Here is a 25,208-nt window from a genome sequence, read left to right on the forward strand (position 1 = left end):
AAAAGGCGTTTCACTTGTATCAAAACACATAGCTATGTGTGGAAACTAGTTTCTTCCATTTTCTTTTTTTTTACAAATTACATCTATGTTTCTATGTGTTGAAATTTATTTTGTTTACAAATTAATTCATGCTAATTCGTGGCAAACAATTTTATCAAAATGAAATTAAAACATCTCATTTAATACAAAGATAGCAGATTGAAATGGTATAAATTATCAGAAAACCATATTTGACAGTATTTTATGAAAATGAAAAAATCCTATTTTCTATCGATTTTATAGGGTGTATTTTTAAAAATAGTGAGTAAATTTGTGTTTCACTGATTATAATACTTTCTCTAAAACGTTTTCTGAGAATAATAATCGAAATCGCATTTGGCACGTTTTTAATTAATAGAAACGTCGTAATTTTACAAAAACACATTTATTATGAATTTATCACAAGAAGATTGGGTTAATCAGCTTGCTGCTGACGAGAATGCAGTTATACTGGACGTAAGAACTGAAGACGAATTTAATGACGGTTATATCGAGAATGCCGTAAACATTGACATCAATAAAGGTCAGGGTTTTATTTATGAAATCGAGGAGTTAGATAAAAACAAAAATTATTATGTGTATTGCCGTTCTGGAGCGAGAAGCGCCAAAGCATGTCAGATTATGAATGAGTTAGGTATAAATAATGCCTATAATCTGCTTGGTGGAATTCTGGACTGGGAAGGGGATACCGTGAATCCATAAAATAGAAGAAGAGGCAAGAAAAAGCCTCTTTTTTCGTTTAAAATGCTATTAATAACCAAACTATAAATTACCAGATTATGAGTTTAATACCCGAAGAATATCAGATTACAAACCTGATAAATCAAGATACTTATCTTGTAAATGGAGAACTGAAAAAATGGACAGGGCAAACCACACCAGTGTTTTCGACTATTTCTTCTACAGAAAAATATACACCAACATTATTAGGATCGATTCCGTTTATGGCAGATAAAGAAGCTGCTGAAGTGGTGGAAGCTGCAAACGCCGCTTATAATAAAGGACAAGGTTTATGGCCAACGATGAAAGTGGTGGACCGTATTAAATGCATGGAAAATTTCGTAAGGCAGATGAAAGAAACCCGCGAAGAAGTGGTGAAACTTTTGATGTGGGAAATTGGAAAAAACCTTGGCGACTCTCAAAAAGAATTTGACAGAACAGTTGAATATATTCAGGATACTATTGCCAGTTATAAAGAACTAAACGGACGCAGTTCGCACTTTGAAAAAGTGCAAGGTGTAAACGCGATGATTCGCCGTGGGCCTCTTGGAGTTGTATTGTGTCTTGGACCTTACAATTATCCTTTAAATGAAACTTTCTCGTTATTGATTCCGGCTTTGATTATGGGTAATACTGTAATTTTTAAACCGGCTAAACATGGTGTTTTATGTATTTCGCCTTTATTGGAAGCTTTCAGAAGCAGTTTTCCAAAAGGTGTTATCAATATCGTATACGGAAGAGGACGCGAAGTAGCTTCTCCGATCATGAAATCGGGTAAGATTGATGTTTTGGCCTTAATTGGAAACAGTAAATCGGCGATTGCTTTGCAGGATCAGCATCCAAATAAAAACAGACTGCGTTTGATTTTAGGTTTGGAAGCAAAGAACCCGGCGATTATTTTACCAGACGCCGATTTAGATTTGGCTATTCAGGAATGTATTGCAGGAAGTTTATCTTTCAACGGTCAGCGTTGTACGGCTTTGAAAGTATTGTATGTTCACGAATCTATAGCAGAAGAATTCAACAGACGTTTTTCTGAAAAAGTAGACGCTTTAGGATTTGGAAATCCATGGGACAAAAATGCTTCTCTGACACCGCTTCCGGAAACAGATAAACCAGCTTATATTCAGGGATTAATTGATGATGCTTTACATAAAGGCGCAAAGATCCTGAATGAAAAAGGTGGAAAACATACGGATAATTTTATTTTTCCGGCAGTTTTATATCCTGTAAATAAAGAAATGAGGGTGTACCATGAAGAGCAATTTGGACCAGTTGTGCCTATTATTTCTTTTAAAGATATTAACGAGCCTCTTGAAGATATGGCCGAATCAAACTACGGTCAGCAAGTAAGTTTGTTTGGAAAAGATATTAAAACTTTGGCACCGCTTATTGATGCTTTGGTAAATTTAGTTTGCAGGGTAAACCTCAACAGTTCTTGTCAAAGAGGACCGGATGCTTTCCCGTTTACAGGTCGTAAAGATTCGGCTGTTGGAACTTTGAGTATCCCGGATGCTTTACGTTCTTTCTCAATTCGTACGTTCGTGGCTTCAAAAGATATCGCGTATAACAATGAAATTCTGCAGGAATTGCTAAACAGCAAAGAATCGAACTTCATCAATACCGATTATATTTTGTAGTTATTAAGGTTATATATTAATTGTAGATGCCGTCTTTTTTCGCCAGAGAAAGACGGTTTTTCTTTTTCTCTAAGTTGCTAAGACTCTGAGGTACTAAACCTTGCGGCCTTTGGGTAACGCTTCGCGTACCTTGCGGTTAAGTGAAGGCCGACATAACAAAAAGCATAATTTTGCAAAAAAGTGTAACTTTAAGTTAAAAAAATCCACTAATATTATAATCAATATTAAATCATCAAAAATCTTAAAACAAGTTATGAGAAAAAATGTACTTCAATTAGTGGTAATTGCATTTGTTTTTCTTGCACAAAACAGCTTTGGACAGGAATTGTATATGCCACGAAACATAAAAGAGGCCTACGCTAAAGGCACTCGTTCTATGGACGGAAAACCAGGAAAAAGCTACTGGCAGAATCACGGAAAATATACCATGGAAATTACTGTTGATGCCAAGACAAAAATCGTAAGCGGAACAGAAACCATTATTTACGAAAACAACAGTAATGATACTTTAAGAAATCTTCCAATTCGTTTTGTAAATAATCTTCATAAACCATCTTCTCCAAGAAGCGGCAATGTGAGTCAGGATTTTTTAAGTGACGGTTTAACGATCACATCTTTAAAAATTGCAGATGAAATTTATAAGGAAGACGGAAGAAAATGGGGAACAGTTGGAAATGTAAAATTGAAAAAAGCGGTACCTCCTCATTCTAAAGTTACGATTAATATCGATTGGAATTATCCATTGTCTAAAGAGAGCGGGAGAGAAGGGCAAATTGATGAGACTACGTTTTTTGTAGCGTACAGTTATCCTCGTGTTTCTGTTTTTGATGACTATAATAAATGGGATAGATTACCTCATACGGATCGTCAGGAGTTTTATAACGACTTTAATGATTATACCTACTCGGTTAAGGCTCCAAAAAACTATGTTGTTTATGCAACCGGAGATTTGTTGAATCCTGATGAGGTTTTACAGCCTGAATTTTCTGCTCGTTTGAAAAAGTCTTATATAGCTGATGAAGTGATGCATATTGCTAACGAACAAGAAATGAAAAGCGGTGTTGTAACCAAACAAAATGAATGGAACGTTTGGAAATTTGAAGCTAAAAATATTGTAGACGTTTGTTTCGGATTGAGTGATCATTATCTATGGGATGCTAGCAGTGTTGTAGTTGATAAAAAAACAAATCGTCGTGCCAGTGTTCAGGCTGCGTATGATGTAAAAGGAACTGATTTTGTAGCTTCAGTAAAAAACAACCAATATGCTTTGGATTATTTTTCAAACAAGTGGCCTGGAATTCCCTATCCGTTTTCAAAAATGACCGCTTTTCAGGGATTTGCTGATATGGAATACCCAATGATGTGTAATGATTCTCAAATGGGAGATCCTAAATTTGCTCAATTAGTACAAGATCACGAAGTAGCACATACTTATTTTCCTTTTTACATGGGAATTAACGAAACGCGTTACGCTTTTATGGATGAAGGTTGGGCAACCACTTTTGAATATTTAATTGGGATTGAAGAGCACGGTAAAGAAGCTGCAGATAAATTCTACAAAGAATTTAGAGTAGAATATTATATAAAAGATCCGTCTACTGAAGAAGATCAGCCTATCATTTCAATGTCTTCTCAGGTTTCGGATGCTGGTTACGGAAATAACTCTTATGGAAAAGCATCTCTTTCTTACCTGGCTTTAAAAGATATGCTTGGTGATGATTTATTCAAAAAGTCATTACATGCTTATATGGAGAATTGGAACGGAAAACACCCAATTCCTTGGGATTATTTCAACTCTATAAATACTGCTTCAGGAAAAAATCTGAATTGGTTCTTTAACAATTGGTTTTTCACCAATAACTATATTGATATAGCAGTTAAAAATGTTGTTAAGGACGTAGTTTCTGTAGAAAATGTTGGTGGTTTTGCGATTCCGTTTGACCTTAATATTGTTTATGCAGATGGTTCGAAAGAAACTGTTCATCAAACTCCTGCTGTTTGGGAAAACAATCAAAAGCTGGCAACAATTACTTTGAAGAACAAGAAACAAATTAAACAAATTGCACTTGATGGAGGTATTTTTATGGATGCCACACCAAACAATAATAATTTAGAATTGAAGTAAAATTAACTAATTTCTAAGCCGCCTTTTTCATTGAGAAAGGCGGTTTTATTTTTAGTATTAAATAGTATAAAACTAAACCAACTTATGAAAAACAATAATTTTAGATGTGTATTTGAATTTAAGATAGTACTATTTTTTTTAATGATTGTTAGTTTTGGTTTTGCCCAGAATAGAAACAACATTCAAATTGGTACTATTGACAGTATTTCTTCTAAAGTTTTAAATGAGGAAAGAAAAATTTGGATTCATCTTCCAAGAAGTGCCCAGAATACTGGTTTTGCAAAACAAAAATATCCGGTAGTTTATCTGTTGGATGGAGATGCTCATTTTAGTTCCGTTGTGGGTATGATCGAGGAATTGAGTGAAATAAACGGAAATACCATTTGTCCTGAAATGATCGTTGTCGGGATTACCAACACAAATCGTACTCGTGATTTAACTCCCACACATTCAGATGTTGATCCTCCATTTGTTCCGCAAAATTTAAGTGAGCAATCCGGTGGAGGAGAAAAGTTTGCTGAATTTATTGAAAAAGAACTGATACCGTATATTGATAGTAAATATCCAACAGCATCATACAAGACCTTAATAGGCCATTCTTTTGGAGGTTTGACAGCGATAAATATTTTGACAAATCATACCAATTTATTCAACTCTTATATTGCGATCGATCCGAGTATGTGGTGGGACCACCAGAAGTTCTTAGCAGAGACTCAAAAAAAACTGGCCAATAAAAATTTAGCCAATGTTTCCTTGTTTTTGGCGGCTGCCAACACGATGGATGACACGATGGATATAATAAAAGTGAGAAAGGATACAACACTTTTTACCCGTCATATTAGATCAATTTTGGATTTTAATGATTTCTTAAATCAGAATAAAAAAAGCAATCTGAAGTATCAATATAAATACTATAATGATGATAATCACGGATCAGTTCCTTTGATTGCTACTTACGATGGGCTTCGCTATATCTTCAAGTTCAATCAGCTCAAACTTTCGATCCCAGAACAGGTTAATTTCAATAAAGCTGTTTTAACTAAGATTGAAAAACATTTCGAAGAGGTTTCAAAACATTTAGGCTATAAAGTAAGTATTCCCGAAAATACAGTGAATGCTTATGCATATCAATCTCTTGGTAAAAAAGATATGGATTTGGCGGGTTATTTGTTTAAATTAAACGTTGTTAATTATCCTAATAGTCCAAATGTGTATGATTCACTAGGAGATTTTTATGAAGTCAGTGGTGATAAGAAAAATGCAATGTTAAGCTATGAAAAGGTATTGGTTCTGGATAAAAACTTTCCTGAAACAAAAGTTAAATTAGAGAAACTGAAATAATTTACAAATAGAAGAACAAAAGCAAGGAAATGAAATTGAAAAAGTAACCAGTAATAATCTGGAACTCTTTTATATCAAAGTACAATAATTAAAAAAGGGAATCATTTTGATTCCCTTTTTAGATATGAGGAGTTTTATAAAAACTTAAAACCTACTGATAAATTAGAAATTCCTGTTTTGATACTTCGTCCTGAAGGATCAAGATCAGTCACACCGGCGAGATAGCGATAGTCTACAGTAAATCGCCATAAATCTACACCAGCACCGCCAAGAAAACTGCTATTGTTGTTTTCAAATGCAATGTAATTGAGGTTATTACTCGCTTTTATATCAGAATAGTTTTTCCAGTTGTAACCTACAAAAATTCGGATGTTTCCCATTTTTCCTAACGGAACAATTTTGAAACCTGCAATTAAAGTGGCGTCAGTTCCTCCTAATGTATATTCAGTTTCTCCAATTCCGGTTTGCGAAACACTAAATTTAGAAGAGGAGTACCCAAATTCGCCCTGACCATAGAAAAGTAATAAATTCACTCTTACAAAACCAGCAAAACCAACGTCTGTGCCAGAGCTTTTGGAACTAAAATCATCTGTTATAGGCGAAGTAATATTGGTAGAGAATTGGGGGCCAAATTGTATCAATTGTGCAAAACCATTCACACTAATACATAATAATGCTGCTAAAATGAATTTTTTCATAATCGGTTTTATTTGTTTTACGTACCATAAAAATAATTATTATTAATCATAATTGTATCATAATTTTAAATTTATTTTAAGGTATCTTTTTGATTATGAATATGATATGTTTGGTTTGTGTGATGTGGTAACTACTATAGAAATCCTGTAAATTTGTTTTGAATGATAAACGAAAATTGTACTATGGAAATTAAAGCAATCAAAGCGTCAGAAACCTGGGAAATTCGACATAAAGTTATGTGGCCGGATCAGCCATTCGAATTCGTACAATTAGTAGAGGATAATTTCGGACTACATTTTGGAGTGTTTGACCAGGAAAAATTAGTTTCGATTGTTTCTTGTTTTATTGTTTGCGATGAAATGCAGTTCCGCAAATTAGCGACACTTGACGAGTATCAGGGAAACGGGATTGCCTCACTATTGTTACATCATATTTTAAAGTTGGCAAAAGATATGAGTTTGAAAAAAGTATGGTGTAACGCACGAAGTAATAAAAAATCATTTTACGAGAAATTTGGAATGAGAGAAACAGAGCAAACTTTTGTTAAGTCAGGTCAGGAATTTTCAATAATGGAAATTTTACTTTTTTAATTTAATCATTTTTAAAAGATAAAGTGTTAGGGGTTAAATATTTACGATTTTGCTTATATTTTACAAGTTGGACAGTTTATCTTAATAGGATTTTAATTACAAAGTGTTTTTTTTATGAGATTTTGCAAGAAATTATTAAGCTTTTATTATAATTTCTGAGTAAAAAACAATGAAAACGTTTTCGTGTTTTTTTAATGTTAAAGCTTATAAAAATTTCTTTTTTTGTATAATTACTTTGCTTACTTTCGCACCCAAATGAGAAAGTTAGTAGTATTTTTAGTGTTTATGAATTTCCTTCTGCTAGGCGGAGGGCAATATCTTAATGCTGAAACGCACCAAAGTTCTCATCACTATCTGGAGAAAAGACACCGCGTTAAATTCACCAATCAGGATCAGGGCAATTCGATCATAGAAGACGCCGATGTAGATCTTGACGAAGAATGTGTTGGTAATGATAATCTTAAGGATGGTTTAAGTACTAAATTTTTTGCAACAACTTACAGCCTATTAGATAGCTGGTATCTGACAATCTCTCGTCAGATCGTTGTGAATTCTTTTAATCGTTTTGAAATTTTCGGCTCCTCTTGTGGCCAGTCAAATCCTATCTATATTACTCAACGAGTATTAAGAATTTGATATACAATATACATCAGTCACCTTTGTTGTGATCGTGCATATCTTTTGATGTATATTTTTCTACTTCTTCTTATATGAAATTTTAAGATCCGACTTAGGCTTGCTGATGCATTTTTTCATCTCAAGGAATCATCGCATTCCAAGCATTTCAATCGCTTAAATTTCCATTAAAATCATGAAAAGAATTATCGTGTTAACGGGCATGCTTGCCTTGTTGTGCCTAACCAGTTGTACATCAAAAAAAGAAGAAAAAGAAGAAGTTGAAAAATTTACAGTGACAAGCCCTGTAAAAATCGACACTTCATTTACCAAAGAGTATGTTTCACAGATTAAATCTGTTCGAAATATCGAACTCCGCGCCCAGGAAAAAGGGTTTCTACAAAACATTTATGTTGACGAAGGTCAGTTTGTAAAAAAAGGACAGTTGTTGTTCAAAATTATGCCAAATATGTATCAGGCTGAATTACTGAAAGCGCAGGCTGAACAAAAATCAGTAGAAATTGAATTACAAAATTCAAAATTACTGGCAGATAAAAATATCGTTTCTAAAAACGAATTAAGTGTAGCTCAGGCAAAATTACAATCAGCAAAGGCTGAGGTTGCATTGGCAAAACTTCATTTATCATTTACTGAAATCAGAGCTCCGTTTGACGGAACAATCGACCGTATTCCATTAAAATTAGGAAGTCTTATCGACGAAGGTGAATTGTTGACCAGCCTTTCAGACAATAGCCAAATGTTTGCTTACTTCAATGTTTCGGAACCTGAATATCTTCAATATCAGACAGATGTAAAAGACCGTGCAGAGAACAAAGTGAATTTGCTTTTAGCTAATGGGGAATCTTTTAAATACAAAGGAAACGTAGAAGTTATCGAAAGTGAGTTTAATAATGAAACCGGAAATATTGCTTTTAGAGCAAGATTCCCTAATTCAGAAAAATTACTTAGAAACGGTGAAACAGGAAAAGTTCAAATGCTGGTTCCTCTTAAAAATGCTATTGTAATTCCGCAAAAAGCGACTTACGAAATTCAGGATAAAAAGTATGTTTTTGTGATTGGTAAAGACAATAAAGTGAGTTCAAAAGAAATCACCATTACTGGTGAAGTACCTGATTTGTATGTAGTAAAAACGGGACTTACTGAAAATGATAAAATCCTACTTGAAGGAGTTCAGAAAGTAAAAGAGAACGACAAAATTAAATATGAATTCCAATCTCCTCAAACGGTAATTAATCATTTACGCGTAAAAGCAGAATAGAAGTTTTGTTTCAGGTTTCAGGTTCAGTGCGCAATGTGAAACCTGAAACTTGAAACAGTTGCCAATTTTCGTTTTGGTTTAATCATTAAAAAAATACAAAAATGTTTAATAAATTTATACAAAGACCCGTTCTGTCGATAGTAATATCGCTGGTTATTGTCTTTTTAGGAATATTGTCGGTGATGAATTTACCAATCACCCAGTTTCCTTCCATCTCGCCACCGATGGTAAACGTTACGGCAGATTATCCTGGATCAAATGGTGAATTGATGATCAAATCAGTTGTTATTCCATTAGAAAGAGCTCTGAACGGAGTTCCGGGAATGAAATATATGACTTCTGATGCCGGAAATGATGGTGAAGCGAGTATTCAGGTAGTATTTAATTTGGGTACAGATCCGAATCAGGCAGCAATTAACGTACAAAACCGTGTGGCTTCGGTTACGAATAAACTACCACCTTTGGTAGTTAGAGAAGGTGTAAAGATCACCCGTGAGGTTCCAAGTATGTTGATGTATGTGAATCTTTATAGTACGGATAAAAATACCGACATGAAGTTTCTTTACAACTATGCCGATATCAACGTATTATCAGAATTAAAAAGGGTAAACGGAGTTGGTTCCGGAGATATCTTAGGAACACGTGAATATGCGATGCGTATTTGGTTAAAACCAGATCGTATGTTGGCTTACAAAATTTCTGCTGATGAAGTAATGGAAGCATTATCAAGTCAGAGTTTGGAAGCTTCTCCTGGTAAAACGGGTGAAAGTTCTGGTAAACGTTCTCAGGCATTTGAATATGTATTAAAATATTCCGGACGTTTTACAACCAAAGAACAATATGAGAATATCGTAGTAAAATCAAATAGTAACGGAGAACTTTTACGTTTGAAAGATATTGCTAAAATTGAATTTGGCAGTTCGATGTATGATATCTATTCTAATTTGAATGGAAGACCATCTGCGGCTATTGTACTGAAACAATCTTTTGGTAGTAATGCAAATCAGGTTATTGAAGATGTAAAAGCGAAACTGGAAAAAATCAAGCAAAAATTCCCAAAAGGAATGGATTACGAAATTTCGTATGACGTTTCTAAATTCCTTGATGCTTCTATCGAAAAAGTAATTCACACTTTAATTGAAGCCTTTATATTGGTTGGTTTGGTAGTATTCCTTTTCTTAGGAGACTGGAGATCTACGGTTATTCCGGCAATTGCGGTACCGGTTTCACTGGTAGGAACCTTTGTGTTCATGACCTTCTTTGATATTTCGTTGAACTTAATTACGTTGTTTGCATTGGTTTTAGCAATTGGGGTCGTCGTCGATGATGCGATTGTGGTTATCGAGGCCGTTCACGCCAAGATGGAGGAAGAACATCTTTCGCCATTGAAAGCAACTAAAAAAGCGATGCACGAGATTGCAGGAGCTATTGTGGCGATTACATTCTTAATGGCGGCGGTATTTATTCCGGTGGCGTTTATGTCTGGTCCGGTTGGAGTATTTTACAGACAGTTCTCGATTACAATGGCAACGGCGATTATCCTTTCAGGTATTGTGGCTTTGACTTTGACACCGGCACTTTGTGCGATGATGTTGAAAAACAATCACGGAACACCTAAAAAGAAAACACCTGTAAACCGATTTATAGATGGTTTTAATAACAAGTTTAATCTTGCTCAGGGTAAATACCAAAATGTATTAGCTAAAATCGTAAACAGAAGAGCCGTTACTATTATAGCACTTCTTGGATTTTGTGCCGGAACATGGTTGATTAGTAGTACTGTACCTTCAGGATTTATTCCGAATGAGGATCAGGGAATGTTTTATGCGATTATCCAGACACCGCCGGGTTCATCATTAGAAAGAACCAATAATATTGCGGAGAAATTGCAAAAAATAGCCGAAACGGTTGAAGGAGTAAAATCAGTTTCTTCATTGGCAGGTTACGAAATTTTGACTGAAGGTACCGGATCTAACGCGGGAACTTGTTTGATCAACTTAAAAGACTGGAACGATCGTAAACAATCGGTACAAGAAATTATGATCGAACTGGAAGAAAAATCGAAAGATATTCCGGGTGCTAATATCGAATTTTTCCAACCGCCAGCAGTACCAGGATATGGAGCAGCAGGTGGATTTGAACTTCGTTTACTGGATAAAACAGGTGCAGGTGATTTCAAGAAAGTAGAAGAGGTTAATAAAGAGTTTGTTGAAGAACTGAACAAACGTCCGGAGCTATCAAACGTGTTTAGCTTCTTTAGTGCGAGTTTTCCGCAGTACATGATGAAAGTCGACAATGATTTGGCACAGCAAAAAGGAGTTTCTATCGAAAATGCGATGAACACCTTGTCAACTCTTGTGGGAAGTAACTACGAGATCAGCTTCATTAAATACGGAATTAACTACAAAGTAATCGTTCAGGCGGCGCCGGAATATCGTGCACAGCCAGATGACATTTTGAAACTGTATGTAAAAAATGACCGTGATGAAATGGTTCCTTTTTCTGCCTTTATGAAATTAGAAAAAGTATACGGTCTTTCAGAAATTACGAGACATAATATGTATACCTCAACAGAAATTAGTGGTGGTCCTGCTCCTGGATATAGTTCCGGAACGGCGATTAAAGTAATTCAGGAAGTGGCGGTTAAAAAATTACCAAGGGGATTTGATATTGACTGGGCGGGTATTTCTGCCGATGAGGTAGCACAGGGAAATCAGGCAATTTGGGTATTCCTGATCTGTTTAGGATTCGTTTATCTGGTTTTGGCTGCACAATACGAAAGTTTTATTTTGCCATTATCAGTAATCCTTTCTTTACCGGCAGGTATTTTTGGAGCTTTCCTTTTATTGAAAGTAACAGGATTAGAGAATAACATTTACGCTCAGGTTGCGATGGTAATGCTTATTGGTTTATTAGGTAAAAATGCCGTATTGATTGTAGAGTTTGCGATACAGCGACATGCAGCCGGTAAAACAGTTCTTGAAGCTGCAATGGAGGGAGCGAAAGCGAGGTTCCGTCCAATCTTGATGACTTCATTTGCTTTTATTGCGGGATTATTGCCGCTTGCATTTGCTTCTGGTCCGGGTAAAATTGGTAACAGAACCATTGGTACTGCTGCTGCCGGAGGTATGCTTATCGGAACTATTTGTGGGGTATTTGTAATTCCGGGATTGTACTACATTTTCGGAAGAATAGCAGAGAAACACAAACTGATTAAAAATGAAGAAGAAAATCCATTAACTGAAGAAATTGATAACAATCATGTCTAAATTCAAATTATATCAATATAGTGTTGCGGTAGGTTTATGTCTTGCTGTTGCGGGCTGTAAAGCTCCGGCAGCAGAGACGGCAACGACCAGCACACCCGTTCCTGAAGCATTTGGTATTGCAAAAGCGCAGGATACAACCAATACGTCTACTGTAAAATGGAATGAGTTCTTTAAAGATCAAAACCTTGTTGATTTGATTGATGTGGCCCTGAAAAACAATCAGGAGTTAAACATGACGCTACAGGAAATCGAAATAGCAAAAAATGATGTTAGGGTTCGCAAAGGCCTTTTATTACCAACTGTCGGAGTACGCGCTGGAGCTGGAGTAGAGAAAGTAGGTAGGTACACCAGCCAAGGGGCTGGTGATGCCACTACAGAAATAAAACCAGGTGTAGAAACACCTGATCCACTTGGAGATTTTACGATTGCAGCTTATGCCAACTGGGAAGTTGATATCTGGAAAAAACTGCGCAATTCTAAAAAAGCGGCCGTAAACAGATATTTGGCTACGGTTGAAGGCAAGAACTTTGTGGTAACCAATCTTATTGCTGAAATAGCCGATTCTTACTATGAATTATTGGCTTTAGATACACAATTGGATATCGTAAAACAAACGATCAAGTTGCAGTCAAATGCTTTGGAAATTGTAAAAATTCAAAAGCAAGCGGCGAGAGCAACAGAATTGGGTGTTAAGAAATTTGAGGCTGAGGTTTTAACTTCAAAAAGTCTGGAGTTTGATATCCTACAGCAAATCAAAGAAAATGAGAATAAAATTAATTTCTTGTTAGGACGTTATCCGCAGGAAATTAAAAGAACAAATACCAACTTCTTAACGTTGTTGCCAGCTTCAGTTAGCGCCGGTATGCCATCTCAATTGTTGATGAACCGTCCTGATGTGAAACAGGCCGAATTAGAATTGGTTGCTGCCAAATTAGATGTAAAAGTAGCTCGTGCCGAATTTTATCCGTCACTTGATATTTCTGCAGCGTTTGGAGTTCAGGCTTTTAAACCTTCTTATTTGTTCACTTTCCCTGAATCAATTTTGTATTCTTTGGCTGGAGATCTTGCAGCTCCTTTGATTAACAGAAATGCAATTAAAGCGGAGTTTTCAAGCGCCAATGCAAGACAGCTTCAGGCTTTATACAATTATGATAAAACAATTCTAAACGCTTATTTAGAAGTATCTAATCAGCTTTCTAAAATCGATAACCTTCAAAAGAGTTATGATCTAAAATCACAACAGGTTGATGCCTTAAACACTTCGATTGATGTTTCTAATGATTTATTTAAATCTGCCAGAGTGGATTATTTTGAAGTTTTAATGACACAACGTGATGCATTAGAATCGAAATTAGAACTGATCGATACTAAAAAAGAACAACTCAATGCCGCAGTTCATGTTTACAGAGACTTGGGCGGGGGTTGGAAGTAGAATACCATTTTAATTAGTTATTAGCAGAGGCCTCTCAGAAGTAAAATTCTGGGAGGTTTTTTTTGTATAGAGAGGAAAGAATAAGAGTTATGAGCTGAGGAATTTAGAATTTAAATATTGGAATTTCACTTTACTTCGGCATTGAAATTTTTACCTTAAACCCTTTATCAGGTTCTGTATCAAAATCAATAGTTCCTTTAACGGCCTGAATACGGCTTTCCATGTTTTGGAGGCCATTTTTTGTCATCTTCGTTTTTTCGCATCCTACACCATTATCAGTGTAGTGTATTAAAATAGATTTGTGGTCATTTTCAAATTTTATAAGCACTAAACTTGCCTTACTATGTTTCTTCATATTCACCATTAATTCCTGTAAAACTCGGCTGATGGTAATCTTTTTTGTCTCGTCAATAATTTCCCAGTTGATATCTTCTAAATTAGTGGCAATGATATTTCTTTCATTGGTATTAAAAGCCAAAAGCATTTCTTTTATGCTGTTGGTAAAGTCGATTCCGGTTTCAATTCTATTGTTCTCTTTTGAAATTCCTCTAACACGTCCGTAAATATCATCTAATTTTTCGAGTAGATTCTCTTTGATACTTTCTTTCGATAAGGGTTGAGACTCAGCAAAAGCAATGACATGATACACATCGTTTGCTAATTCGTCATGGATTTTTTTAGCAATTCGGGTTTCGGTATTATACGAAGTTTTAAATGCTATAGTCTTGTTTTTATTTTTATAATAGCGGATTAAAATGGCTATTAAAATGACTAGAAAAATAAAAACAATTCCAAAAACAATTCGTAGATAGTTAGCTTTTTGAAGGGATAATAGATTTTCTGCTTTCTCTAAACGAAGTTTTGCGTTTTCATCTTTTTCTATTTTAGCATCGTATTTAATTTTGGCAAATTTATTTTTAAAGTTATTTCTAATCTTAATAATACTGTCGTTTAGCTTAAAATACTGTTGTACATATTTACTGTGCTGTCCACTGTGATTATTTGAAATTATAATTTGAAGCGCTTCTAATCTTTCATCAACACTATTTAGTTTGGTAGCAATATTGTAAGCCTTAAAAGCATTTTCATCAGATTTTTGAATGTCTTTTTTGGAATAGTAATCAGCCAGATGCAAATAACTTTCAATACTTCCATAAGTGTCTTTGATTTCGTTTCTTCTATGGATCGCTTCATTCATTAAAGAGAATCCTTTTTCATTCATCCCGTTTTTAAAATAGGCATAACCCAGATTATCTTCCATTCTTGATAAAGATTCGTGAGAAAGCTTTTTTGATATTTTTTTATTTAAGATAGATTCCAGAAGTGTAATGGCCTTATCGTATTTTTTTTGCTGGATATAAATGGGTGCAATATTGCTTAAGGGTATTTGTTTTTCTACAGGATCGGTCAATTGTTTTGCTGCTTCCTGATAATAAACAATGGCATCGTTATAAAGAGAAAGTTCTTTGTCAGCAATGCCTAATCTATTATTTATGATACCTAAGTAGACTCTGTTTTTTTTAACGTAAGGTAATGCGTCGGTCACTGTTTCCTTACTGCCATAGTAGTCACCGTTGACTTGTTGAATTTTTGACATTTCAATAAGTATATAGCCTATATTGGCACTGTCTTTTAAAGTTTCATAAAGTTGCTTTGATTTATTGAACTCGTAAAAAGCAGTATTAAAGTTTTGTTTGTTTTTATTTTCGATTGCTTTATCTCGTAAGCTAAGTGCTTCTTTTTGTAAGGGTTCTGAATTAGTAGTAATGGCCTTTTTTTCCTGGCAGGAAAAAAGAAAAAGCAGTATAATGAAATAAAAAAACGGGGACCGTAACATATAAATTTACTTTCCCCGAAAATAGTAATTAATTAAATACTAAAAATATATATTTATTGATCTTAATCTTTTATGGTTTCGTTGGCGGTGTAGGGGGTGGTATCGTAGGATCACCATCACCAGGACCACCAGGAATAGGAATTTCAGCCTGGATAGGATTAGTATTCTTTTCGATTTTCTTTTTTGTTTGAGTTTCAATCTCATCCGGAGTACAAGAAAATATAGTAAATAGCAAAGCGAAAGCGCTTAAAAGTAATAGTTTTTTCATTTTAATTTAATTTAGAAATTAGACATGGGTATGGCCGTCCGGAATATTCCGGCGCTTGTTAATGGCGACACCAAATTGATTTTGGGAAGTAAAAAGTGTAGAACTGTAAGACGTTATTTATACTTCCCGAATAAACTCGGTCTTACTGTTTTCCACAATGTTAATTTGAACTAGTTTTATATTTTTGTTTTAATCTGCAGACAAAACGTGAACTAATTTCTATGGCAAAGGAAGGGCGCTTTTAGCCCGTTGTTGATAAGGGATTCCCGGAATTCCCGCGTTTTCCTGAGATTCCCGCGAATTCCTAAAAAACAAAATGCAATGCATACTAAATTAGGTTTGTTAGAACATGTTTTGTGAATGTAAAACCACACCCGACCTTTATTTAATAGAGATAAAAACCACTAAAAAGGTTGTCTCGGACTATTAAAAAAAGATGAAAAATGGAGTTTTGAAGAAATCAGCCCGTTTACGGTTTTCCACATTTTTAATTTGAACTAGTTTTATATATTTGTTTTAATCAGTACATAAAACGGGAACTAATTTCTACGGAAAAATAAAGGCGCTTTGAAGTCTTTTTTTATACGGAATTATCAGAATTGTTACGTTTTTCTGAGATTCCAAAAAATCTTAAAAAATACCATGCATCATACATTAGAAGAATATAAAAAAGCGATTAAAATTAAATACGAGATAGAAAAAGAAGCAGAACATTTTGATTTTTTGTATAACCCTTCCCGCGGAAAACTCCGTGACTTGTGCTGGCTTATTTTCGAGAATAACCCAACGAAAGAGGACCTAAATGTTTTTAGAAATTTATTTTGTTTAGATTTTGATCATACTAAAAAAAATAAGTTTAAGGAACAAAAAGACAAGTTCAGGCCTATTGAAACTTTCTTTAAAGGCGAAACAGATCCATCAAATATTGATGCAATAAATCTCGCAGCAGTTATGGTCGATTTTCAACCGCGGCCTTTTAAAAAATTTAATGAAAAATATAGAATTGAAGAAGTAAAACAAATTGAGATTACGGATAAAGCTAATGCAGTTGTTGAAATAGAGAAAGAAGTCATAGGCGTAGAGTGTTTAGTGAAAAATGAACATGAAGAGTCGAAAGAGCATCCTAAAAAAGGAAATCTTTGGTTTGATTTTGCAGCTACATTTTCTAAAAAAATAGGTCAGAAAATATATCCACGAAAAATAATTACGATAGGAATTGGAGCTGTCGCTTTGATGTCTTCTGCGCTTTTATATTTTGTGCAGAAAAAAGATTAGAAAGCAAAGTTTCTAAAGAATAATGGAAAGCATTTTTTCGAAAAATAAAATGCGTAAAGAAGTAAAAAGAATAATTTTTTAAGAAGTAATTTTGGCTTTGAAATAGTTTGTTTTTTGGCATATATTATCTGTTATTTATACTATAAAGATAAGAAAAATAAATCGATAAACCTAATAAATATCAAGGAAATAGCGATTTTTTTTGCTCAAAAAGGCATATTTTTTTTCAGAATTATTAGGTAACTATTTCAAGAAATAATGTTTTTTTTTGAGAGAATAATTTCCTGGAAAAAGGATAAAAAAAAGCCTGCAAATTTTATTTTGCAAGCTTACGTTTTTTCATTTTTGCAGATCAGTTACTACTAAAGTTCCTTATTTGTTTTTGAACTATTTAGTATTTCTATAATTTTTAAAGCTACGTCGCTTGATGATTGAAAATTTTGCCCGGTAACAATTCTTCCATCCGTTTCTACATGTGAAACATCACCTTTGGAAAACTTAAAAGTGCCACCTCTTGCTTCAATTGTCTTTTGAATTAAAAACGGAAAGTGCTTAAAATAGGCCCCATCTTGTTTTTCGAAGGAATCGGGGTAACCGCTAATTTTTTTCTCAGCTACTAAATATTTGCCGTCATTTGTTTTTAAGTTTACAATTCCGGCAGTCCCATGACAAACAGAAGAGATAATGCCCTTATTTTCTTCATATACTTTTAATGCAATAGTTTGAATTTGCTTGTTCTCTGGTACATTGTACATAGCAGCTCCACCACCAACGTAATAAACCGCTTTATAATTTTTGGAATCTATTTCTTCTGGCTTTTTAGTGTTTTTTATAGCATACATAAAATCCGGATCAAATAAATATTGCTTTTGTAAAGTGTCGGAGGTATTGATGTAGGCTAATGGAATACTTCCTCCTTCAGGACTTACAAAATCGACGTTATAGCCTGCTATTTTAAAAGTATTATAGGCGTTTACTATTTCAGCAAAACTATTGCCGGTGGTGATGGTTGATTTTCCATAATAATGAGCATTTGAAACAATAAAAAGGATTTGCTGCCCCGTTTTATTACTCTTTGTACTACTCGCCGATTTACTGATTATTTTCCATTCGCCCTGAATCTTTTTGAGTAAAAAAAGATCAATAAATTCCATTTTTTTGTCGGGTATTAGTATTTCTGCTTTAGCCAGAGCTATATTGTTATCTAAATCAATTGAAATAATTCGGCCTATTCGACCATTAAACTGTCCCTGCTTATCATTTTTAAACCATGAAGTATATTCACTAATCGGAACAATCCATAACTCTTTGTCTTTATGGCTTAAAAATAAATTGGCCTCCGGATAAAATGCTTTTTCGATGCTTTCCGGTTTGTTGTATGAGGTACCATCAATGTAATTCTGAATACATTTTTTAATAGCTGCCTCTTCTTCTGTTTGTGCCAATAAACAAGTTGGTAAAAATACCAGTGTGATAAAATAGATGATTTTTTTCATAAGCTTTTAGAATTAAAATTTTCGCAAAGCTATCATTGGGGATGTTTGAACCGGAATAAATTTATAATTCAGGAGTACTGATTTATAAATTAGGACAAAAAATAGTTTTTTGAGGAGTTGAAAATGACAAAAACTTGCTATTTCCGGATAATTGATTTGTAATAAAATTATTTATATTTATAAAATATTACAATAGAGTCGATCACTTGTAACTAAAAACATTTTTATGAAAAAGCTCCTAATACTATTCATTCTTTTATCAACTTTCGGTTGTAAAAAATATGTTGTCTCGATTGAACAGCCAACGAATATGAAACTTGATAAATTAAAACTGGAAGTACTTCTGGATAAAAAGAAAGTTCAGGATATTAACTTGAATGCAACAAATGCGCTGCCTTCGTATGAAACAGTAGCATTGTCAACATCAGGTGATGGAAAACATCTGCTTCAGGTTAAAGTAAAAGATACTGTCTTTAGTTATGATATAAACTATCCCGAAGAAAAATACATTCTTTTGACTGCGCACTTAAAAGAGAATGGCAAGATCCATATTGGACTTTTAAAACAGCAGTATAAATTTAGATTTCAAAGATAAGTAGTTGTGAATAAAACCTTTTTTTAATTAAAAAAATACTTTCCCTGAAAAAATAATGCGTGATTAATATCATACATATCTATCTTAATTTGGGTAGCTAGCTATGTATGATTTTATCATACATATAAAAAAGTTGGCGGTCAGTCACAACCAAAATGCAGAAAACTAAATGAAGAATAAAACATTCCGAGAAGAACAAGGAAAAGTTATAAATGGAATTATTATACCAGCAATCATTGAAAATTCCAATTTTTGGCTTACAGAAATTGTTATATATGAGGATGGAAAAATATTCTGTTGGGAATTGGTAAGTTTAGATGAATTTAAAGAAAAAGTTTACTCGAAAAAAATTCTAGTTAGTATACCAAATGGTTCAAAATTATTTTTGCCAAATTAGGGAGAAATTGAAATTAGTAATTTTTTTAGCTACAAAACAAAAGAAGATTTTATTACAGAAGTTGAAGATATATTAGATGAATTAAGCGGGAAAGTTAGCCGAACTGAAAAATGCCGAATATTATTCAAAGAATATCTAATAAAGTCAGATATTGAAAAATTTACGGAACTAAAAAAAGCCTTTGAAAGTTTACCAAGCCACAAAAATATGATTATTGATATGGTAGATTATAAAGACCCACTTATTGGATTAATGATTAGAAATGAAAAATTCACTATTGAACAAAGAAGAGAAATGTTAGATGATTATTTTGATTATGAACTAAATATTGAAAATTAAAATAGATTTAAATCTGAAATTTAGACGTTAAAATGACCGAACCGCCAACAGCTACAACGGATTTGGGCAATTGTCTTAATGGAAAGTTGGTTTTGTATGTAAGATTATGTGGCAAATCAGAAAAATGGATTTAATTTAGTGCCAAAACCGCTATAGTGGCAGAACATTCACGGTCATTGTAACAGACAATTTTTCTAATTTAATTATTAGTTTACTAAAATTATGGACAAGGAAACATTTAAAGACTCACTATTTATCGAGACTATAATCCATACTTCAGTTGAAAAAGTGTGGGAAGCGTGGAGCGAACCTAATGTTATAATGAAGTGGTTTGGATCTGATCCCAAAGGAAAAGTATTAAGTGCAAAACTAGATGTCAGGTCAGGTGGTAGTTTTGAAGTAGTTTTTAAAGATGCCGACCAGACCGAGCATACTTGTCATGGCATTTATACCGAGATTGAAAAATTAAGTAAGCTAACGTTTACCTGGCATTGGAAAAGCGAACCCAGCGTAGAATCTTTTATTGTTTTGTTGCTAACTGAAGAGGGTAAATCAACGAAAATGCAGTTTGAACATATGAATTTCGGAAACGGTTCAAAACATGACTATGTAAAAGGATGGCAAAGTACATTCTTAAAACTTAAACAACTATTAGGTGATAACCTTTAAAATTATAGAGAAAGAATAATGAACGTAGCAGCTATGAAAATATAAGTAAACCACATGCGGCGAAGGATATTGTGCATAGTAGGTCTAGCTTCTAAAAATCCTTACAAATTATGATCATCATTAATCTCCACTTCATCAGATTTTTTAGTGTAGTTTAATTCTTCTTCGATTTTTTTGCGGTCTTTTTTATTTTGCTTGATTAGAAAATATACTAATATAACAACTCCAATTACGATTGCTGAAATAATAAGCCAATTGATCTCCATAAGATTGCTATTTTTAGTTTATCAGAACTTTTGTTTAAGATAAGAAATCGCGAAACCATAAACCGGAATGTTTGATGGTTCTTTTTTGTGTTTCAAAGTCAACATGTATTAATCCGAAACGGGCGTTGTAACCTTCGGCCCATTCAAAATTGTCGGTAAGGCTCCACACAAAATAACCTTCAACATTCAAACCGTCTTCTTTAGCTTTTAGGATTTGCTCTAAATGATCCTGAATAAAGTGTGTACGTTTGATATCGTAAACTTTTCCATTGGTAACGGTGTCCGGGAAAGCGGCGCCATTTTCCGTAATTATAATTTTTCGGATGCCTTCATATGCATTAAATCTTTTTAAGATATGGTATAGGGCAGGAGGATAGACTTCCCAACCCATGTCGGTTGCGATGACATTTCTTTTTTCGGCACTAATCAATTCGGCACCAATGTAGGGAGTCAATAACGAAGCTTTTACAATTTCTCGGGTATAACATTGAAGTCCGATAAAATCGAAATCAAAGGCCAGATTGTTGAGGTCATCTTCTTTAATATAATTGTTCAGTTTTTTAAGTACTGCCAAGTCATTCTGAGGATAACCCATTCCTAAAATAGGTTCTATAAAAGTTCTGTTCAATAAAGTATCAACGCGTTTCGCCGCTTCAATATCTTTTGCATTTTGAGAAAAAGGCTCAATATGCGTACAGGAAAAAGTAGTTCCGATGTTCGCATCTGCGACTTTTTCTCTAAGTATTTTTCCGCCGGCAGCTGTAGCCAACGTTACGTGATGCATCGCTTTTAGGTAATTGGTAATTCCTTTTTTTCCGGGAGCATGAATTCCCAGAAAATAACCAGCTCCGGTAAAAACAGAAGGTTCGTTGATAACCATCCAGTTTTTTACCCGATCACCAAAGTGTTTTGCACAAACCGCGACATAGTCAGAAAACCAGGAAACCGAATCGCGATTGGTCCATCCGCCTTTTACTTCGAGTGCGTGTGGCAAGTCCCAATGATAAAGCGTCACCCAGGGTTCGATATCTTGTTCAAGTAAAGAATCAATGATTTTATTGTAGTAGTCAATTCCAGCCTGATTTACAGTATGCGTTCCTGTTGGCATAATTCTGGGCCAACTAATCGAAAACCTGAAATTCGGAATGTTTAAGTGGCTGATTAAATTAATATCGTTTTGGTACGAATTATAAAAATCGCAAGCCGTTAGGGCATGATGTCCATTCTTTACTTTCCCTTTTTGAGAGGTAAAAACGTCCCAGATCGAAGAACCTTTTCCATCGGCATCATGTGCTCCTTCAATTTGGAAAGCGGCGGTAGAAACACCCCACAAGAAATCTTGTCCAAATTGGTCTTTGTGTAAAAATGACTTCTCAACTTTATTCATTCAATTGACTTTCCTTATTTTTTAAACTAATAATTTATTTTAAACTAATAAATTTATTAATGAAGGAAAGTAGAATGCATCGCTCTTAAAAAAAGCCATTCTTTGAATGAAACCAGAAAATTTAGATTGAAGAATTTCATAATATTTAGTTTTACTCAAATTAATAAAACTAATGTGAATTGATCGTAACGGTAAGATTATTAAATTGTTAAGATATTAAATGTATGCTAAAAAGCGTTAGTCTTCCCAGCCGCAAAGAGTCAATCCGTAGCCTTGTGCCTGGGCAAGTGTTACTTTGGTTAATACGTGTCGGCAGGCGGTGAGTCCGCGGCAATTTTCATTATAATGATATTTCTTTGCTCCCGTTGGGCCGCATATATATACTTTGGTCTCAACGGGATGAAAAGAGGTCAGGAACATAAATAAAAAGAGTAGGGTATATTTCATTGGGGCGACTTTTATTTGACGATTAATTGGTATTCATTTCCTTTTTTATCAGTTGCTTTTAGTTTTCCAAAAGAGATCCACTCGGTATTAATTTCAAGATCAGCAATAGAATCATTAAGCAATATTCCGGCACCATATTTTCCGGAAACGTTAATGTTTCCGAAAACAGAATCACCAACGCTGTTTATTCCTTTTACATCATAATTATATTCATAATGTCCAGAATTCCCTGTCCTGTATTTGTATTCATAAACATCATCTACATGATAAGTTTTGGCTTCTTCTGGCGTAACAGTTTTGCGGTCGTCAGCTGTAATCACCTCCTTGTAAAACGTGTTTATTTTTTGAGGAGGCGGAGCAGCTGCTTTTTTACAGGAAACTATAGTTACCATGAAAAATGATAGTAAGTAGTTTTTTAGCATAGGCTTTTGTGTAAAATATTTAATGCCTGATAAAAGTAATTGGAACTGATATTTTATAAATGCGTAGTTATACTGGATTAATTACTTTGTTCAGTTTCATATAGCGCAACAGTTTCTAGTAACTCTTTTTCAAATTGATAAATGTCATCAATACTTGAAAGAGCAGATTTTGTTTCATTCTTATTGTCATTAAAAAGACTGATATATTTTTTGCCACCATTTAAATGAAGTCTGCATAAAGGTTTACGGTTATTGTCATCTAATAAAACTCCAAAGTAAGATTGTGTATCGCGATGTACTATTCGGTTAGTTGGCAATTTTCGTCGCAAAATGGCAACTACAATACGATAGCCGTCTAGTTCTTCATCAGTTGTAGTAACTTTATTTTCCTCTTCAACTACTGCAATTTCTTCGCCCTGCTGTTTAATTGTTTCTTTAGTAAGCGCAGCATTCAACCTATCATTAATTTTTTCATTAATATATTGACTAACTGATTTTTGAACTAAGTCTTTGAATTCATCAACTACTTTTTCCGTAAGTCTTCCGGCATAGACTTTATTCGCAAAAAGTTTAGTGAAATCATTAGAAGGATTTTCTAATTCGGCGTTGATTTGCTTTTTAATTTCTTTGATATATTTCAACGAACTGGCATTACTTACAATGTTATCAACATTAAAATTTGTTTTATGAAATTTCGCAATTTCATTAATTGTATTTTCTTTAAGGCTGGTAATATCAAATTCCAAAAATGGTTTTTCATCCATTTTATTCTGATCATCTAAATCCGTAAAGAATTGATACGTAATTCCATTTGTTAATAATGCAAATCTTGTTTTAGTGACATGGAAATATCGAAATAATTGCGAATTATGAACGGTCAATTTTTCTTTCCAACTTTTGCATTCAACAATAATAATGGGCTCACCATTTTGAAAAATTGCATAATCTACTTTTTCTCCTTTTTTAAGTCCCAAATCAGCTGTAAATTCTGGAACAACTTCTAATGGATTAAATGCATCATATCCTAAAATATGGATAAAGGGTAATACAAATGCATGTTTTGTAGACTCTTCAGTCTCAATTTTGCTTTTAAGCTGTGTGATTTTGTCAGCCAGTGATTTAAGTTGAATATTGATTTCCATAATAGTAAAATTTAGATTTGTTGTTTTTTTAATATAAAATCATTGATGATTTTGTCCATATTCGATGGTAAATCGGCATTTTTAATTTCAAAATGTTTTATGTTCATTTCGGCAAGCCATTTAGTCCAATATGCTTTTATTATTTTTTCTTCGTATGGATTGCTTTTACTTGGGTTTATTCCTAAGACTAAAACTTCGAGATTAGATAAATCACTATTTATTTTAATGAATCCAAAATCCTGATCTTTTATTTTCTTTTCCCAATCCTGAGTGTTTAAACCATTTTTGCGAATAAGTTCCGGAGTAATATAAGTACTTCTGTTTTTTTCTTTTATTAAAGTACCATCATAATATATATAGCCATCAGTAAGAACAATAAGTATATTTCGATATCCATTTTCAATACATTGATCTTTTACTTTATTGTCGAAAAAGCTCCAAATATCAGACCCTATATAATTATCATCTTTTATCGCTGAGGTGTAAATTTTGGAAGTTTGTGCGGTATAATTTGCATTTATAGAGTTTAGAAAACCTTTTGATGCATTATTTTTATCAATGACAATTCTTAGATCTTTAGAGATTGAATTAATTTTTGGATCTAAAGGTTCCGGATTAAAAAACAATTGCATTTTGTCATCAATTTGCCTTATCCTTTTTTCTTTTAAATGCTGTGTAAAAGTTTCAGAAACTGATTTTATATAACCCAAATCTCTTTGAAAATATTCCATCGTTGGATTTGGATTTTTTTTAAGGCTAATTCTATCTGATAAATCGATTAGGATGCTGAGGTTGTAATTTTCTGCTCCATAGTTTTTAATGGAAATTTCGTTCTCATATTTATGAGTATCTTGTTTGCATGAAAAAATAGAAACTAATAATACAGCCATTAGTATTGTTTTGAAAATATTTTTCATCG

At 33.7% G+C, this 25,208-nt stretch carries 23 protein-coding genes; 13 read left to right on the top strand and 10 right to left on the bottom strand.

The features are described 5' to 3' along the window. Nucleotides 1–429: 429 nt before the first annotated feature. The 4 genes from Q7C23_RS10880 (at nt 430) to Q7C23_RS10895 (ending at nt 5,865) form a co-directional block, all read left to right on the top strand. Entirely contained in the window at nt 430–741 is a 312-nt protein-coding gene (locus Q7C23_RS10880) for a rhodanese-like domain-containing protein (protein WP_072972856.1), read from the top strand. A 77-nt stretch (nt 742–818) separates the two neighbouring features. Further along, nucleotides 819–2,399 (top strand): NADP-dependent glyceraldehyde-3-phosphate dehydrogenase, encoded by a 1,581-nt coding sequence (locus Q7C23_RS10885; RefSeq protein ID WP_375032541.1) that lies wholly within the window; start codon nt 819–821, stop codon nt 2,397–2,399. Between the two features lie 253 nt (nt 2,400–2,652). Further along, nucleotides 2,653–4,524: a M1 family metallopeptidase gene (locus Q7C23_RS10890; RefSeq protein ID WP_375032542.1), complete on the top strand. Its 1,872-nt coding sequence runs from the start codon at nt 2,653–2,655 to the stop codon at nt 4,522–4,524. An 84-nt stretch (nt 4,525–4,608) separates the two neighbouring features. Beyond that, nucleotides 4,609–5,865, top strand: a complete 1,257-nt coding sequence (locus Q7C23_RS10895) for an alpha/beta hydrolase-fold protein (protein ID WP_375032543.1) — start codon at nt 4,609–4,611, stop codon at nt 5,863–5,865. Between the two features lie 134 nt (nt 5,866–5,999). Here Q7C23_RS10895 and Q7C23_RS10900 read toward each other — a convergent pair whose 3' ends face one another. Beyond that, nucleotides 6,000–6,563, bottom strand: coding sequence for a hypothetical protein (locus tag Q7C23_RS10900; protein ID WP_375032544.1), 564 nt, complete (start codon nt 6,561–6,563; stop codon nt 6,000–6,002). 183 nt (nt 6,564–6,746) lie between these two features. On the opposite strand from Q7C23_RS10900, the gene Q7C23_RS10905 reads away from it, so the two are divergent. The 5 genes from Q7C23_RS10905 (at nt 6,747) to Q7C23_RS10925 (ending at nt 13,749) form a co-directional block, all read left to right on the top strand. After that, nucleotides 6,747–7,154 carry a GNAT family N-acetyltransferase gene (locus Q7C23_RS10905; RefSeq protein WP_375032545.1) on the top strand — a complete coding sequence of 136 codons (408 nt, stop codon included), beginning with the start codon at nt 6,747–6,749 and terminating at the stop codon, nt 7,152–7,154. Nucleotides 7,155–7,409: 255 nt separating this feature from the next. Further along, nucleotides 7,410–7,790: a hypothetical protein gene (locus Q7C23_RS10910; protein WP_375032546.1), complete on the top strand. Its 381-nt coding sequence runs from the start codon at nt 7,410–7,412 to the stop codon at nt 7,788–7,790. Between the two features lie 175 nt (nt 7,791–7,965). After that, nucleotides 7,966–9,048 (top strand): efflux RND transporter periplasmic adaptor subunit, encoded by a 1,083-nt coding sequence (locus tag Q7C23_RS10915; RefSeq protein WP_375032547.1) that lies wholly within the window; start codon nt 7,966–7,968, stop codon nt 9,046–9,048. 101 nt (nt 9,049–9,149) lie between these two features. After that, on the top strand, nt 9,150–12,317 hold the full coding sequence (locus Q7C23_RS10920; RefSeq protein ID WP_375032548.1) for an efflux RND transporter permease subunit: 3,168 nt from the start codon (nt 9,150–9,152) through the stop codon (nt 12,315–12,317). Next, nucleotides 12,310–13,749 (top strand): TolC family protein, encoded by a 1,440-nt coding sequence (locus tag Q7C23_RS10925; protein ID WP_375032549.1) that lies wholly within the window; start codon nt 12,310–12,312, stop codon nt 13,747–13,749. Before Q7C23_RS10920 ends, Q7C23_RS10925 begins: the two co-directional genes overlap by 8 nt. Nucleotides 13,750–13,879: 130 nt before the next feature. Here Q7C23_RS10925 and Q7C23_RS10930 read toward each other — a convergent pair whose 3' ends face one another. Next, complete coding sequence (locus tag Q7C23_RS10930) at nt 13,880–15,586, bottom strand: ATP-binding protein (protein ID WP_375032550.1); 1,707 nt, start codon at nt 15,584–15,586, stop codon at nt 13,880–13,882. Nucleotides 15,587–15,656: 70 nt separating this feature from the next. Then, nucleotides 15,657–15,854, bottom strand: a complete 198-nt coding sequence (locus tag Q7C23_RS10935) for a hypothetical protein (RefSeq protein ID WP_375032551.1) — start codon at nt 15,852–15,854, stop codon at nt 15,657–15,659. 642 nt (nt 15,855–16,496) lie between these two features. On the opposite strand from Q7C23_RS10935, the gene Q7C23_RS10940 reads away from it, so the two are divergent. Continuing rightward, nucleotides 16,497–17,129 carry a hypothetical protein gene (locus Q7C23_RS10940; RefSeq protein ID WP_375032552.1) on the top strand — a complete coding sequence of 211 codons (633 nt, stop codon included), beginning with the start codon at nt 16,497–16,499 and terminating at the stop codon, nt 17,127–17,129. A gap of 362 nt (nt 17,130–17,491) precedes the next feature. On the opposite strand, the gene Q7C23_RS10945 is transcribed toward Q7C23_RS10940, so the two are convergent. Then, nucleotides 17,492–18,625 carry a nuclear transport factor 2 family protein gene (locus tag Q7C23_RS10945; RefSeq protein ID WP_375032553.1) on the bottom strand — a complete coding sequence of 378 codons (1,134 nt, stop codon included), beginning with the start codon at nt 18,623–18,625 and terminating at the stop codon, nt 17,492–17,494. Nucleotides 18,626–18,851: 226 nt separating this feature from the next. Between Q7C23_RS10945 and Q7C23_RS10950 the strand changes: the two genes are divergently transcribed. The 3 genes from Q7C23_RS10950 (at nt 18,852) to Q7C23_RS10960 (ending at nt 20,625) form a co-directional block, all read left to right on the top strand. After that, nucleotides 18,852–19,220, top strand: coding sequence for a hypothetical protein (locus Q7C23_RS10950; protein ID WP_375032554.1), 369 nt, complete (start codon nt 18,852–18,854; stop codon nt 19,218–19,220). A gap of 169 nt (nt 19,221–19,389) precedes the next feature. Then, on the top strand, nt 19,390–19,617 hold the full coding sequence (locus Q7C23_RS10955; RefSeq protein ID WP_375032555.1) for a hypothetical protein: 228 nt from the start codon (nt 19,390–19,392) through the stop codon (nt 19,615–19,617). A 561-nt stretch (nt 19,618–20,178) separates the two neighbouring features. Then, nucleotides 20,179–20,625, top strand: a complete 447-nt coding sequence (locus tag Q7C23_RS10960; RefSeq protein WP_375032556.1) for an SRPBCC domain-containing protein — start codon at nt 20,179–20,181, stop codon at nt 20,623–20,625. Between the two features lie 101 nt (nt 20,626–20,726). Here the strand turns inward: Q7C23_RS10960 and Q7C23_RS10965 are convergent, their stop codons facing one another. The 6 genes from Q7C23_RS10965 to Q7C23_RS10990 form a co-directional block, all read right to left on the bottom strand. Continuing rightward, on the bottom strand, nt 20,727–20,891 hold the full coding sequence (locus tag Q7C23_RS10965; RefSeq protein WP_375032557.1) for a hypothetical protein: 165 nt from the start codon (nt 20,889–20,891) through the stop codon (nt 20,727–20,729). 34 nt (nt 20,892–20,925) lie between these two features. Beyond that, nucleotides 20,926–22,278, bottom strand: a complete 1,353-nt coding sequence (locus Q7C23_RS10970; RefSeq protein WP_375032558.1) for a GH1 family beta-glucosidase — start codon at nt 22,276–22,278, stop codon at nt 20,926–20,928. Between the two features lie 237 nt (nt 22,279–22,515). Next, nucleotides 22,516–22,725 (bottom strand): hypothetical protein, encoded by a 210-nt coding sequence (locus Q7C23_RS10975; protein WP_375032559.1) that lies wholly within the window; start codon nt 22,723–22,725, stop codon nt 22,516–22,518. 11 nt (nt 22,726–22,736) lie between these two features. Beyond that, on the bottom strand, nt 22,737–23,147 hold the full coding sequence (locus tag Q7C23_RS10980) for a hypothetical protein (RefSeq protein WP_375032560.1): 411 nt from the start codon (nt 23,145–23,147) through the stop codon (nt 22,737–22,739). A gap of 77 nt (nt 23,148–23,224) precedes the next feature. Next, the gene (locus Q7C23_RS10985) at nt 23,225–24,289 is read right to left on the bottom strand and encodes a type I restriction endonuclease (RefSeq protein ID WP_375032561.1); all 1,065 of its coding nucleotides are present in this window, start codon (nt 24,287–24,289) and stop codon (nt 23,225–23,227) included. An 11-nt stretch (nt 24,290–24,300) separates the two neighbouring features. Then, nucleotides 24,301–25,206: a hypothetical protein gene (locus Q7C23_RS10990; protein ID WP_375032562.1), complete on the bottom strand. Its 906-nt coding sequence runs from the start codon at nt 25,204–25,206 to the stop codon at nt 24,301–24,303. Between the last annotated feature and the right edge of the window lie 2 nt (nt 25,207–25,208).

Source organism: Flavobacterium sp. LAR06 (genome assembly GCF_041946075.1).
In the GTDB taxonomy this organism is placed as follows: Bacteria; Bacteroidota; Bacteroidia; order Flavobacteriales; family Flavobacteriaceae; genus Flavobacterium.